We start from the raw sequence: 13,881 nt of genomic DNA, 5'->3' as shown, positions 1-13,881 counted from the left end.
TGACGTAATGTACAGGCTTTTTTCGTTCATCCCTCGATGGAGGATTGACGTGTTGGTTTCAAGCGTTCATAGAAGTGTGCCATCGTCGTATCGAAGTATGGCGTCAAGAAGATGACACCGACAGTACTAAGTAGTGCGAGGATGCCCCAGCCGATGAAACTCAAGTAAAGCATGATCAGTTCACGCTTATGCCCTTTCATCATCCGACGACTCTCACCGAGCACTTGCCAAAACGACAATTCCGGTCGGTCGACCAAAATGTACGGGACGAGGCGATACGCTAGATAAAAGTACAATGCCGGTAAAATCAAAAATGATCCGACATACACCAATACCGTCACGATCGCGTAAGCGGCAATCGTCCGGAAAGCACGTCGAAACGAAGAAAATCCTTCGAATAACGTTCCGATGCCGGCAGACTCCCCGCGTGTGAAGCGTAAGTAAGCAATCGTTCGTCCAACCGTCACCGGAGCAAGCACGATCGTTACGACCATGTTCAGTCCGATGAAACGGACCATGCTGTCGATGTCATCTTGGTCAAAGGACATCCGGCTTGCTGCAAGCGCAAAGATAAGGAAGTAGATGATCGAGATGCTTAGCCCGACCAGCCAACGTCCTTTTAGTGTACCAAGGGCGTCTTGTTTTAATTGTTTAGGGTTCATGTCGTACTCCTTCATTTCCACTATTTCCATCTTTGATTCTAGCGTAGTCCCGTTGAAAAACCTAGTTATCCCGCTCTGCTTTTCAAACGCGTCACGGAATCGTCGAAAATCCGTCACGAACACATACAAAAAAATCCATTTCTCTCATCTCATAAGATTTGAAAAATGGATTCGTGCGGTATAGGATTAGCGCAGAAGTCGCGTCAATGCCTCAACACGTTCTTTTTGAATGATACCGTCTTGTAAGACAGCGGATCCCACATGTAGTTCCGATGCCTTCGTCGCCTCAAGAAGTGCTTCCGCATTCTCAAGCGTAATCCCGGAACCTGGTAAGATAATCAAGTCCGGATGGTCCTCGATCAAGCGCGCGATTGTCTCTTTTCCTTCTAACGCCGTCGCTTGACCACCCGACGTCAAGATCCGGTCGACTTCTGGAAAATCAGCGAGCACTTCTGCCGCTTCGAGAATATCGCGACTACTGTCGATTGCTCGGTGGAACGTCAATGACAGTTCCCCTTTATGTTTGATGATTCGACCAAGGAAGCCTTCGTCGACGCGACCGTCTGCGGTCAATGAGCCGACGACGATCCCGGCAGCACCGAGTTCTCGGATCAAGTCGATATCCGTGATGATCGTTTCTTCGTCTGATTTCGAATAGACGAACGACTTACTATGTGGTCGAACGAGGACGTGAACTGGAATCTCGACCGTCGAGACGACTTGACGAATCAGTCCATAGCTCGGCGTCAACCCACCTTCGGATAATGCAGAAACGAGCTCGATCCGGTCCGCTCCGGCTTGTTCTGCTGCGACCGCTTCTTCTACGGTCGATGCGATGATTTCTAACATGATACATCCCTCCCGCATCAGTGTATCATGAGACGACCATCCAGTTCACGCGTTCGTTGAACAGTTTCATCTCCCACGATGGTGGATAGGAGGCTGGACTGAGGACGATCTTCGCACGTCGGAACTCTGCCACCTTATATTTACGATTGCCCTGGAATTCATCATTCGCCAAGAAGGCATAAACGTCTTTCGTACAACTGATGACGGCTTTTTGAATCAGCGAGGATTCAATATCATCGCTGACGAAGCCACGCTCGATTTCGGCACCGTCAAACGATAGAAAACAGGCATCAAAAGCGTAGGCATCGAGCGCCTGCAAGACTTCGACTCCGACCGTCTGCCCATAGGCATCGACCGTCCCACCAAGTAACCGAATTTCACCTTTGAACGGTCCCGTCTTGCGGCACTGCTCCAAGTGACTAGCGACCACTAGTGAGTTCGTGACGATCGTCGCGTTCCCCGTTAAATACGGCAACAGATGCTCGACCGGCTCGCCTCGACCAAGAAAGATACAGGAATAATCGCTGAGCCATCCTTTCGCATAACGCGCTAAACGGCGAGACAACTGATCCGTCCGACGCGAGATCGGTGTTTCTCGTTTTCCTCCTTGATAGATGGCACCGCCATAGACGCGCTTCAACTGCCGTTCCCGTTCGAGCTCCTCTAAGTAGCGTCGTACCGTTTCTCCCGAGACATCGAGACGTTCGATCAAATCCTTCGTCATGACTTTCCCTTCCTCTTCCAGCCATTCCATGATGCGTGATTTCCGCTCTTCTCCTAACAACGACACGTGCGCTTCCCCCTTCACAGACAAGTTCTAGTTCTAGTGTATCGAACATCTGTAAAGGTCTTGTAAATCCGATGTAAATAAACGTGTAGTTCCTATGAAATGTCGTTGAATTCGTCCGTTATCCGACTTTTTCCACAAACAAAAGACGCATCCGCATCTCAATGAACGAGATGTAGATGCGTCTTAATGACTCATTCAGACGGTTTCTTTGCAAAGAGTGGAATCTTAGACTCTGTACCTTGGCGAATCCGTTGGATGTTCTCGCGGTGCTTGAAGATGACGAACATGGCAAGAACCGTAAAGAACGTCGGAACGATCCAGTCGTTCGTCAAGACACCAATCGTGATGGAAACAACGATTCCGACACTTGCTGCCACGATTGAACTGAGCGACACCATCCGGCTCAGACGAAGTGTCGTCAAAAAGGAAACGAGCAGGAAGATGAACAGAACAGGGCTCGTCACGAGCAACATTCCACCTGACGTTGCAACTGCTTTTCCACCTTTGAACTTCGCGAAGATCGGATAGATGTGACCGATGACAGCTGCTAGTCCAGCAAACAACGGATGTATATCTGCTCCCATCAAGATGGGAACGAGACTTGCGACGGCTCCTTTTCCGAAATCACCGATCAATACGATGATTCCCGCCTTTTTTCCCAAGACACGGAACGTATTCGTCGTTCCGAGATTCCCGCTACCATGTTGGCGAATGTCCATCCCGTGTCCCCACTTCCCGACAAGAAGTGCGAACGGTATCGAACCAAGCAGATAGCCAAGAACTAAAATCCCTATGATTTCAATCATAGTCAACCTCCAACCTCTTAGTGACCGACTTTCATATATTCCTCAAGAGTCTGTCCGTTATTTTTAATTTGTGTCGCGACATCGACACCGACATAACGAATGTGCCATGGCTCATACGTATAGCCTGTCCGTGATTGGAAGCCACGATCGTAGCGAACGATGAAACCATATTTCGCTGCGTTATTCGCAATCCATTTCCCTTCTTTCGTATCACCAAGAGCAGCCGTTAATCCGTTACCAACGCTTGGTGCTGAAATATCGAAAGTGAGACCCGTCTGGTGCTCACTATGACCAGGACGTGCTGAATATTGATCAGCAGCTGCCTTGCCATCACGTGCGACATAATTATTATACAATACTTTTTGACGTTCGCCTGAACGGAATCCACTGACAGCGTTTAATGTCACGCCTTCTTTTTTAGCAGCGGCAAACATCTTTTCCATCTGTTTCGCAGCTGGCGCCCGCATGTAGCTCTGCTCAAGTACACCTGAGTATGAGAAGCTGACGTTTGGTACGACGAGATCCGATGGTTTGTAGTCGATCGGTAAGCTGTATTTCTTATTGACGACGACGAGATTACCAAGTGATAGATCTGCTTTAGCATCTGCTGATTTATCAACGTCCGGTGTCTCATCTTCTGGTTTCGACGGTTTCTCTTGTTCTGGATCCTGAGACGAACTGTCCGGTTTATCCGTCGATTCATCTTTTTTGTCCTCTGTTTTGTTCTCTGAAGCTGGTGTATCGTCTTTTTGTTCTTCTTCTTTTTTCGTTTCATCTGAAGATTCTTGATTTTCTTGCGTTGCATCAGACGAATTGTCTTCTTGTTTTGCTTCTTCTGACGTATCGTCTTTTGTTGTTTCGTCTGTTTTGTTTGTTTCTTCTTTGTTCGTGTCTTTTGCTGTGTCTTCTTTTTTCGTTTCGTCGTTTGATTGTTTTGTCTCATCTGATTTCTGTTCCGTTTTCGTTGTATCATCCGCTTGTTGATCCCCAGGATTACATCCTGCAAGGAGAAGCGCTAACGTACTGACGGTTACGATTTTTTTCATGAGTAAGACCCCTCTTCTTTTTATGCTTCTCTATGTTACCGCTAATCGTTCCATCCGTCGAGTCTACTTCCGACAGATGGAGTAAGTCCCTACCTTACTTCAGCATCTTTATTTTCGCAAATGATCCCGACTTTGTCATCGGTCGTTAGTACCAAGTGCTAACTTTTAATGTTTTGACTAAATAAATGAAAAAAGCGGAACCGATTCAATAAAATCGATCCCGCTATTGTTGTACATCTTCATGCTTCCGTTAAGAGTGTTGCGTCCGTCTCACTCATCTTCTCGTAGATATCGTGCCAGTTTGGGAACACCTTCGGCAAACGAATCGGTCGGAAGTTTTCCTTCTTGACGACGACATGTGTCGTCTTTGCCGATACCGCAAGTTTTCCGTCTGGATGCTTGACGGTATAACCATAAATCGTCCGTAAGCCATCGTAATGATCAATCCAGACCGTGACGACCGCCGTATCACCGTACGTCAACGAGCGCTTATAATCGAGATTGACATTCGTAACCGGGGAGACATAACCCGCATCTTCCATCTCCTTGTAATTAAGACCCAAGGACTGGATTAATTCTGTCCGTGCCAGTTCCAGATAGACGAGATAGTTCGAATGATAGACGATGCCCATCATGTCCGTCTCGGCGTACCGAACAGGTATTTCAATCGTATGCATGTAGCTTCCCCCTTAAAAATCCTCTTTTTCAAGATAGGACCATTCTGAACCGGATAAGCTAACTTTGTCAATTAATCGCATCGATTGTTTCGCGATCGCCTGTTCGACGATCGTGATCGCCGCCCGTGCGTTTCCGTTCGGAACGACATCAATCTTCTCGGTAAGCGTCTGTCGCGCGTCCTCCGTCAGCTCATATCCGAATCGTGCCGCATATCCTTCAATGATTTGAATCAACTCGTCTGGCGAATAATTTGGGAAGTGGAACGACCGCTTGAAGCGCGACTTCAATCCCGGATTACTCGCGAGCAAGGCGTTCATTTGTTGCTCGTAACCTGCAAGGACGACGACGAGATTGTCTTGATGTTTCGTCATCTCATCCACGAGCGTATCGATGGCTTCCTTCCCGAAGTCATTTGCTCCACCGTTTAACGCATAGGCTTCATCAATGAATAAGACACCACCCAGCGCGTCTCGAATCGCGTCGCGTGTCTTTTGCGCGGTCTGTCCGACATATCCGGAGACGAGGTCAGCTCGGCTGACGACTTTCAAGTGTCCGCGTTTTAAATAGCCGCATTGTCGTAAGACATCGGCATAAAGCTGAGCGACAGTCGTCTTACCGGTTCCACTATTGCCGCTAAAGACCGCATGCAGTTCGACCGGTAATACCTTATAACCGGCTTCACGACGGCGTTTTTGCATTGATAATAAGGCTTCGATCTGTTTCAATTCATCCTTTAGATCAGACAATCCGACGAGCGAAGCGATCCGTTCTTCTACCGTCGCGTCCGGTTCTTGCACCATCTCGAAGTCTTCTTGTTCGAGTAAGGCAAAGTCTTCGTGACTGGCACTCTCTCCAAGGCTTGATCCCTTCTTGAAGATCGCATCAAGCACGATATTACGGACGGCGCGTCCATTTCCGAAACTGGCGTCAACTCGTTCTCGCTCAAGCCGTCCGAGCAACGCCCGCTCTGCTTGTTCCGTCAAGACGTAATCGTTCGCGGTCGCGATCGAACGTCCGATGGCGAGCAGCTCCTGATCCGTATAGTCAGCGAGTAGATAATGATTTGACTCCGGGAAACGACTCCGGAGTCCAGGATTCGCCTTCAGGAAATCACGCATCTCTTCTGGGTATCCAGCAAGCACAACCGCAAATCGCCCTGCATATTCCCCACTCGTCATCGCAGCGACGAGCGTATCGATCGCTGCCTGCCCATAGTCGTTCCCACTTTGTCCGGCACGCTTTAAGGCGTAGGCTTCATCGATGAAGAGTACACCTCCGACAGCTTCCCGGACCTTGCTCATGACCTGTTCTTCCGTCTGTCCGACGAAGGCACCAACAAGCGACGAACGATCCGTCTCGACGACTTCCGGTCGTTCGAGTAGTCCGAGTTCATGGTAGATCTTCGCCATCAGACGGGCAAGGGTCGTCTTTCCGGTTCCGGGATTACCCATGAAGATCATGTGTAGCGATGGTTGATCGCTTGAACGGTAGCCATCTTCCGATCGTTTTTGTTGATACTTCAAGAAACGATACATATGATGGACCCGTTGTTTGATGTCTTCGAGACCAATCATCGCGTCAAGTTCCTCGAGTGCTGAACGTTCGACTTGTTTGCTTTCGACAGGGAGCAAAGCGACGACACGTTTGAGATCCTGGATCGTCGTCGCTTTCAGTTCCGTCATCTCGCGGAACGCTTCCCGGGAATAGAAGCGCTCTTGTAGGCTATCGACGAATGTCTGTGCTGTCTGTTCAAGCGTGGCACTCGAACGCAGTAATGCCGTTCCAGCCTCGAACAGTTCCGTCCAGCGTCCGGCATCCAACCGACGAAGTCGTTCCGTCAGTTCGACGATTTGTTCCGTCTCCTCGACGATTTGACTTGCTTGGAGAATCAGTTCCTTCGTCGCTGATCGTTTGGCGTTCGCATTGTCCGTCTCGCGAATCGTCGGAAACGTATGCGCGACAAGGCGCTGATACGTACTTTGTAATTGTTGTTCCGTCAACAACTGCTCAAGACGGGCTGGCAATCGACCATGCTGACGGATTTCTTGCATCCAACTCTCAGCTAAGGCATCCAGTCGTCCTGTCATGATATAGCGATGTTCGACGAGTAACGCCAAGATGCGGACGAGTGCTTCCGTCTCTCCAAGCAACCGGCTACTTTGAGCATAACGTAGCGCGAGCACCTCCTCGACCTTCGCGCCCTCTTCCCACGCTTTGATTTGATTGAACATCTCCTCTTTCGAGAATGCTTCCATGTTGAACCTCCTGCGTCTCGAAAAAACCGACTTTGCCCGCTACCGTTTCGTAGCGTCATCGCCGGTCGTTTCTTGTTTATTTTGCTTTTAACCAATCCGGATCGAACGTATCGATCGTTTCAAAACTCTTCATCTTGACAGAGTAGAACAATTTACCGTTATTGCGTGACTCCGCACCGAGTACTTTCGAACGGTCGGAAGCGACATAATACGTTGCTTGTTCTTGGTTGTTTTCTTTATCGAAGATCGATGGATATTGTTTGATCCATTCTTCTGGTACCGTGCTGGACGGTTCTTTTTTCACATACACGTCCGCTGCCATTCCGGCGATGTCCGCTTCTCCCTCGACTTGTCCAAAGTCACCTTTGTTGATGAAGGCGAGGATCTGTTCGTTGAAGCCACGTGAGAGGAATGGGCGCGGCGCACTGACACTTTTGCCAGCTTTCGTCTCATTGACTAACTTCCCTGTCGCATCATACTCACGGAACATCGTCCCGTTCCAGATTGCAAGCGATCCTTTTGACGGACCGTCTACGACTTCTGTCCGGAAATGACCTTTGTCATTAAAGACGACTTCATACGTGCGTGATTCAAGTTCATCTTTTTTCGTCGCGAGCTTCTTCTCAACATAATGGATGCGTGTCATCGTATAAAACGGTTTGACCGTCGCGGCTTTTTCATCGCTTGCGGTCTGCGTCTTGTTCAAGAGATAAAAATTGTAGGCAAGGAGGATCGCCATTGCCACGATTGCTACTGCAATCCACGTGCTCGTTCGTTTCGTCATGCCATGTACACCTTCCTAGCTCAAGTCTCTATTCCTTATCATCGTATCGGTTTTATAAGGAGAATACAAAGGGTTTGTCCGAGATTTCACGATTTCTGACTAAATTCGTCAGACTTTTGAACAAATCAGAAAACGGTCAGGACGACAAAAAAGGCGAACCGAATGAATTCGGTCCACCCTTGATTACGTTTATGCTTCCTTCGGCGTCAGCGAGACGATCATCGACTCATCGACCAAGTAATAGCTATGATGCGGCATTTCACGCAAATAGCCATCTTGAAACAACATCGCACAGTCGACTTGAAACGTTTTGCTATATGGTTTCAACGGGAGTTTCTTCACCCGGTCAAAATAGCGATCGACGGCAACCTGGACATGATCCATCTCATAGACGAGTTCCCGGTCTTTTGCCTCCATGATGGTGAATGTCTCACGCGACATGTAAAACACTTGTGTCGAACGTGCTTTCAAATACGGCTCCAGCTGCTTTAAGTCGATGCGTTGCTCATTATCTAGAAGCACTGTCCGATTCGTCCCTTTCGGTAGTTCGGATTCAAAGGCATGCGTCGCTTGTTTGACTTCATCAAGCGTCACGTCACGCATCGGCAACGGCTGGTCTTCCTTCGGTTGAAACCACTTCTTGAATCGGTTCACCTTTTTCCTCCTCTCGTCAAAAAAAGGTGGGGTTTCCCCCACCTTTGATTAGACAACTTATGATTGTTGGAGACGCTCACGAAGGACCATTGGAAGGATCCCGCCGTGACGATAGTAATCGATGTCGACTTCTGAGTCGAAACGAGCGATCGCTTCGAATTCAGTGACTTTTCCGTCTGCCGCTGTTGCTGTGACTTTAACGATGTCACGTGGACGAACAGACTCATCGATTGCGATGCTGATTGCTTCTTCACCTGTTAAACCAAGTGTTTCAGCTGTCGTACCTGCCACGTATTGCAGTGGAAGAACACCCATCATGACGAGGTTTGAACGGTGAATCCGCTCGAAGCTCTCCGCGATGACGGCTTTGACGCCGAGCAAGTTCGTTCCTTTTGCTGCCCAGTCACGTGAAGAACCCATACCGTAATCTTTACCAGCGAGGATGACGAGACCTGTGCCATCTTCTTTGTACTTCATTGCAGCATCGTACATCGCCATCGTTTCGCCTGTTGGCCAGTACGTCGTGAAGCCACCTTCTGTACCTGGTGCGACTTGGTTACGGATGCGGATGTTCGCGAACGTTCCGCGCATCATGATTTCGTGGTTACCACGACGTGAACCGTATGAGTTGAAGTCTTTTGGTGCAACCCCTTTATTGACGAGGTATTGACCGGCTGGTGTCGTTTTCGAGAATGAACCCGCTGGTGAGATGTGGTCCGTCGTGACCGAATCAGCGAACTTACCGAAGACACGGAGTCCGTTGAGTGCTTCGACTTGACCAGCTTCCTTCGCCAAGTTCTCGAAGAACGGTGGGTTTTGGATGTACGTCGACTCACCGTCGAAGTCGTACTGATCCCCTGTTGGCACGTCAAGGTTGTTCCAACGTTCGTTTCCTGTGAAGACTGAATCGTATTCTGCACGGAAGCTTTCTGGTGTGACGACCGTGTTGATGATCGTTTGGATCTCATCACGTGACGGCCAGATGTCAGCGAAGAAGACTTCTTGTCCGTCTTTGCCTGTTCCGAGTGACGCGTTCATGATATCGACGTCGACTGTTCCTGCAAGTGCATACGCGACGACGAGTGGTGGTGAAGCCAAATAGTTCGCTTTAACGAGCGGGTGGACACGACCTTCGAAGTTACGGTTACCTGAGAGGACAGACGAAACGAGTAAGTCTGAACCGAGGATCGCGTCTTCGACAGCGCGGTCGAGTGGACCAGAGTTACCGATACATGTCGTACAGCCGTAACCGACCGTGTTGAATCCGAGTTCGTCAAGGTACGTTTGGAGTCCTGATTTCTCGAGGTAATCCGTAACGACCTTCGATCCTGGCGCAAGTGATGTCTTGACGTATTTTGGAACCGAAAGACCGAGTTCGATCGCTTTTTTCGCGACGAGTCCCGCACCGATCATGACATATGGATTTGATGTGTTCGTACAGCTCGTGATCGCAGCGATCGCAACGTCACCCGTACGCATTTCAACTGCTTCGTCTTCGAACTGAACGACAGCGACTTTGTTCGCTTCTTCTTCCGCTAAGCCGAATCCAGCGTTTCCTTGTGGAGCCGTCAACGCTTTTTTGAATGATGTATGAACATCCGTCAAATCGATCCGGTCTTGTGGACGTTTTGGTCCAGCAAGGGCAGGAACGATTGTCGAAAGATCAAGTTCGACTGTTTTCGTGAATGTTGGATCTTCGTTTTGTGGCGTGTAGAACAAACCGTTTGCTTTCGAGTAGTTCTCGACTTTTTCGATCAATTCTTCATCTCGACCTGTCAGACGAAGGTACGTCAATGTTTCTGTGTCAACTGGGAAGAATCCACATGTCGCACCATATTCTGGCGCCATGTTCGCGATTGTTGCCCGGTCAGATAATGACATCAAGTGGAGTGATGGACCGAAGAACTCGACGAATTTACCGACGACGTTCTCTTGACGGAGCATTTCCGTTACACGAAGGGCAACGTCTGTTGCTGTCGTTCCTGGGTGCATCTCACCTGTGATGCGTACACCGATGACTTCAGGTACTGGGAAGAATGACGGCTGTCCGAGCATGCCCGCTTCCGCTTCGATCCCACCGACTCCCCAACCGAGGACGCCAAGACCGTTGATCATCGTCGTATGTGAGTCCGTTCCGACGAGTGTATCCGGGTACACATCAACTGTACCGTCTGCTGTTTCCTTTTCGAGGACGACAGATGCCAAGTACTCAAGGTTAACTTGGTGGACGATCCCTGTTGCGGGTGGTACGGCACGGTAGTTATCGAATGCCGATGTCGCCCAGCGAAGTAATTTGTAACGCTCTTCGTTACGTTCGAATTCGAGATCCATGTTTTCTGCAAGTGCTCCAGCAAAACCGTAAGCATCGACTTGAACCGAGTGGTCAACGACGAGGTCGACTGGTACTTCTGGGTTGATGACCGATGGGTCTCCACCGAGATCTTGCATGGCTTTACGAAGTGACGCGAGGTCAACGACCGTTGGAACACCTGTGAAATCCTGAAGGATGACGCGTGACGGTTTGAACGGAACATCGACATCGTTCGAAACTTGAGCTGTTCCCCATTTCGCCAAGTTCTCGACGTGTTCACGTGTGATCGAACGACCATCTTGTTGACGAAGTACTGACTCGAGTAGGACACGAATCGAGTATGGAAGACGTTTGACTTCCGTCAATCCGAGTTCTTCCAATTTTTCAAGACTATAGTACTGATAATTCTTACCGTTTGCTTCAAACGAACGGCGTGCGCCAAAGACATCTTGCGACACATCTGTTTGCTTCATGGTGATTCCCCCTTTAAGTGTTCACGACATCAAGCCCCTGATACCGCTTACTTGTACAGTTCTATCATAGTATAATATGGATTCCGTTACAATTTGAAAGAACAAAAGACTTTCGATAAGTTTTACTTATTGCCAATATTAGAAAATTATTCTGTTGTCCTGTTTTTCTCATATTTCCAGTCAGGCGTTTCCATTTAGAATGTTCAGGGTACTTAAAAAGTGTAGTACGATATCCGATTCTTGTGGAGGCGTTTATTATGGCGAAATATAAAAGCGATGCAACGCACGTTATTACGACAATCATTTTCAGTGATTTAGAAAAAGCAAAAACAGGCTTTGCGATGATTAAGGATCTTGAGGCAATTAAGGAAATCGAGATGGATCAGATGGTTCTCGCAAAACGTGACGAAGCAGAGGGCTTCTCTTTTATCGATGCCATCGACTTCACGCAACAGGACCAATCCTTTAAAGGCTCATTGATCGGCATGGCGATCGGTGTCGTCGGAGGTCCGTTCGGTATGCTCGTCGGTTCCGTTGCTGGTTATTTGATCGGTGCGAACCGGGATGAAAAGAATGAACGGGAATCGTTTGATTTATTCAACCGGACGCTGAATCAGATTGATCCCGACCATTACGGTGTCATCTTGATCAGTGAAGTCAACGAAGATTCAGAAGCCGTCAATGCGATCGCCGCTGAACTTGGCGCGACGATTCGCCGGACAGGTGAGACATTACCGGATGGTACGGTCTAATCAAATCAAAGTTGTCTTCTTTACGTTCTCGTTTTAAACGGGAACGTTTTTTAATTCCTGGATTACCTGTTTTGCTGTTTCCTGTGTCGTGTCAGGATCGACTTTCTGTATAGAATTGTGTTGCACGGTTATGAGGATATTTTTGTAGCTGATGATGAGGAGCTCGCCGTAATCACCGTTTGATTGATACTGAACCAAATCATTGCCTATGTATCGATCCGTATACGCAAAATGAATCGCTAACCGCGTATCTTGTTTTTCGTTTTCAAAATAAAGTGTCTCCTGGGTCGATGGCGTGTCAATCGTTCCGTCAACCGTTAACCATCGTCTTTTCCCAAAACTCAAGGATTGGTCGACAGCCGTGAAGTCTGCACCGATCGTACTTCCCTTCAACTGAAACTGATTCATCTTCAAGTGTTCATTCATATGCTTGAACAGCTTTTCATACTGAACTGGATTTAAGATGGGGTGTTTCGTTTGATTCGTATGCGTAGTAGTTTTGACTTCTACTTTTTTCTGTTCCGTCGCGACCGCCTCATCCTTGCATCCAGCGATTAAAAACACACTTGAAAACAGAATCAACATAGTCCCCTTATAATTCATAGAACATCCTCCCCCATTGTTGATATCCTTCTATCACTTCGCCTTAAAGTTATACAGCGGTTTAATGACCTCGACGACATCGACCGTTTCTTTCGTGTTACGGATGATTTCATCCATCGGTTTGTAGACGAACGGCGACTCGTCACGCGTCGATGCGACGACTGAACTTGACCAGACATCAGTCATCGTCTTTTCGAACGCATCCAGTTCAACAGTTTTGAATGCTTTTGATCGTGACATGATACGACCTGCCCCGTGTGGTGCGGAATAGTTCCAATCAGGATTTCCTTTTCCAACGACGATCAAGGAGCCGTCACGCATGTTCATCGGAATGATTGCCCGCTCGCCGGCTTTTGCAGAGATGGCACCTTTTCGTAGAATCATCGCGTCAAGATCGATATAGTTGTGGATCGTATCGAACTGATCCGCTACCGTCCATCCCATCGCTTCAAAAATAACTTCAGTCATCGCTTGACGGTTCAATGCTGCGTATCGTTGGGCAATCTTAAGATCATGGAGGTAACGCTCCATCGCTTCGCCAGAAACAGATGCTAAATCTTTGTTAAACGTAGACCGTTTTTCCTTCAATTGCTGTAAGGTGGCTTGAATCTCCGACTCGCGCCCTTGTTGCTTCAATTCGGCGATGACTCGGTCCGCGTCAAATTGGAAGCGTGCCGTTTCCGCTTCTGCTTGATAATGTTCGGCAATCGTCTTCCCAAGATTGCGACTACCAGAATGAATGACGAGATAGCGCTGTCCTGCTGCATCCTGGTTCAGTTCGATGAAATGATTCCCTCCACCGAGCGTCCCGATCGACAACCGTGCCCGTGTCTCGTTGAACGGTGCAAGTACTTGATCAAACGGTACCTGTTCTGACAATGGATGGGCTTGCTGGCGTACCGACATGCCACTTGGAACGAGACGCTGAATCGTCGCGTCAAGTTTCGCATAATCGATTGGTTCTTGTTCAGCAAGTCGTGTACATAACATCCCGCAACCGATATCGACACCAACGAGATTCGGTACGACCTCGTCCGTCACATGCATCGTCGTTCCGATGACGGACCCTTTTCCAGCGTGACAATCCGGCATGATCCGAACGCGACTATCTGTCGCAAATTGTTCCTCCAACATGGCTGTTACTTGCTTAATCGTCAGTTCGTCGACGTTGTCCGTGAAAATCTTTGCTTCCCCATATGTGCCTTGAATCGTTTTCAT

The 13,881-nt window shown here is 48.5% G+C and carries 13 protein-coding genes; 1 reads left to right on the top strand and 12 read right to left on the bottom strand.

Going from position 1 to position 13,881, the window contains the following annotated elements; translation table 11 throughout:
* Positions 1 to 26 precede the first annotated feature (26 nt).
* The 10 genes from MKY22_RS06145 to acnA form a co-directional block, all read right to left on the bottom strand.
* Positions 27 to 662 carry a DUF975 family protein gene (locus MKY22_RS06145; protein WP_214729539.1) on the bottom strand — a complete coding sequence of 212 codons (636 nt, stop codon included), beginning with the start codon at positions 660 to 662 and terminating at the stop codon, positions 27 to 29.
* Between the two features lie 186 nt (positions 663 to 848).
* Positions 849 to 1,511, bottom strand: a complete 663-nt coding sequence (locus MKY22_RS06140) for a copper homeostasis protein CutC (protein ID WP_050678318.1) — start codon at positions 1,509 to 1,511, stop codon at positions 849 to 851.
* A gap of 25 nt (positions 1,512 to 1,536) precedes the next feature.
* A complete protein-coding gene (locus MKY22_RS06135) occupies positions 1,537 to 2,301 on the bottom strand; it encodes a DeoR/GlpR family DNA-binding transcription regulator (RefSeq protein WP_047391234.1) in 765 nt (254 codons plus the stop codon).
* 191 nt (positions 2,302 to 2,492) lie between these two features.
* Positions 2,493 to 3,107 carry a glycerol-3-phosphate 1-O-acyltransferase PlsY gene (gene plsY / locus MKY22_RS06130; protein WP_214729537.1) on the bottom strand — a complete coding sequence of 205 codons (615 nt, stop codon included), beginning with the start codon at positions 3,105 to 3,107 and terminating at the stop codon, positions 2,493 to 2,495.
* Positions 3,108 to 3,124: 17 nt separating this feature from the next.
* A complete protein-coding gene (locus MKY22_RS06125; RefSeq protein ID WP_029341280.1) occupies positions 3,125 to 4,153 on the bottom strand; it encodes a M15 family metallopeptidase in 1,029 nt (342 codons plus the stop codon).
* A 239-nt stretch (positions 4,154 to 4,392) separates the two neighbouring features.
* Complete coding sequence (locus MKY22_RS06120) at positions 4,393 to 4,830, bottom strand: acyl-CoA thioesterase (RefSeq protein WP_341087460.1); 438 nt, start codon at positions 4,828 to 4,830, stop codon at positions 4,393 to 4,395.
* 12 nt (positions 4,831 to 4,842) lie between these two features.
* Positions 4,843 to 7,086, bottom strand: a complete 2,244-nt coding sequence (locus tag MKY22_RS06115) for an AAA family ATPase (protein ID WP_290777504.1) — start codon at positions 7,084 to 7,086, stop codon at positions 4,843 to 4,845.
* A gap of 76 nt (positions 7,087 to 7,162) precedes the next feature.
* A complete protein-coding gene (locus tag MKY22_RS06110; RefSeq protein WP_290777502.1) occupies positions 7,163 to 7,870 on the bottom strand; it encodes a hypothetical protein in 708 nt (235 codons plus the stop codon).
* A 189-nt stretch (positions 7,871 to 8,059) separates the two neighbouring features.
* Positions 8,060 to 8,524 carry a DUF3939 domain-containing protein gene (locus tag MKY22_RS06105; protein WP_023467798.1) on the bottom strand — a complete coding sequence of 155 codons (465 nt, stop codon included), beginning with the start codon at positions 8,522 to 8,524 and terminating at the stop codon, positions 8,060 to 8,062.
* A gap of 57 nt (positions 8,525 to 8,581) precedes the next feature.
* The gene (gene acnA, locus MKY22_RS06100) at positions 8,582 to 11,308 is read right to left on the bottom strand and encodes an aconitate hydratase AcnA (RefSeq protein ID WP_290777500.1); all 2,727 of its coding nucleotides are present in this window, start codon (positions 11,306 to 11,308) and stop codon (positions 8,582 to 8,584) included.
* Between the two features lie 257 nt (positions 11,309 to 11,565).
* Between acnA and MKY22_RS06095 the strand changes: the two genes are divergently transcribed.
* Positions 11,566 to 12,060, top strand: coding sequence for a hypothetical protein (locus MKY22_RS06095; protein WP_195865405.1), 495 nt, complete (start codon positions 11,566 to 11,568; stop codon positions 12,058 to 12,060).
* A gap of 33 nt (positions 12,061 to 12,093) precedes the next feature.
* On the opposite strand, the gene MKY22_RS06090 is transcribed toward MKY22_RS06095, so the two are convergent.
* A complete protein-coding gene (locus MKY22_RS06090) occupies positions 12,094 to 12,663 on the bottom strand; it encodes a hypothetical protein (RefSeq protein ID WP_290777497.1) in 570 nt (189 codons plus the stop codon).
* 33 nt (positions 12,664 to 12,696) lie between these two features.
* Positions 12,697 to 13,881, bottom strand: a complete 1,185-nt coding sequence (locus tag MKY22_RS06085) for an RtcB family protein (protein WP_341087451.1) — start codon at positions 13,879 to 13,881, stop codon at positions 12,697 to 12,699.

It is taken from the genome of Exiguobacterium sp. FSL W8-0210 (assembly GCF_038006045.1).
Classification (GTDB): domain Bacteria; phylum Bacillota; class Bacilli; order Exiguobacteriales; family Exiguobacteriaceae; genus Exiguobacterium_A.
The sequence above is the reverse complement of the archived record's forward strand: the minus strand, read 5'-3'. Positions and strand labels throughout refer to the sequence as shown.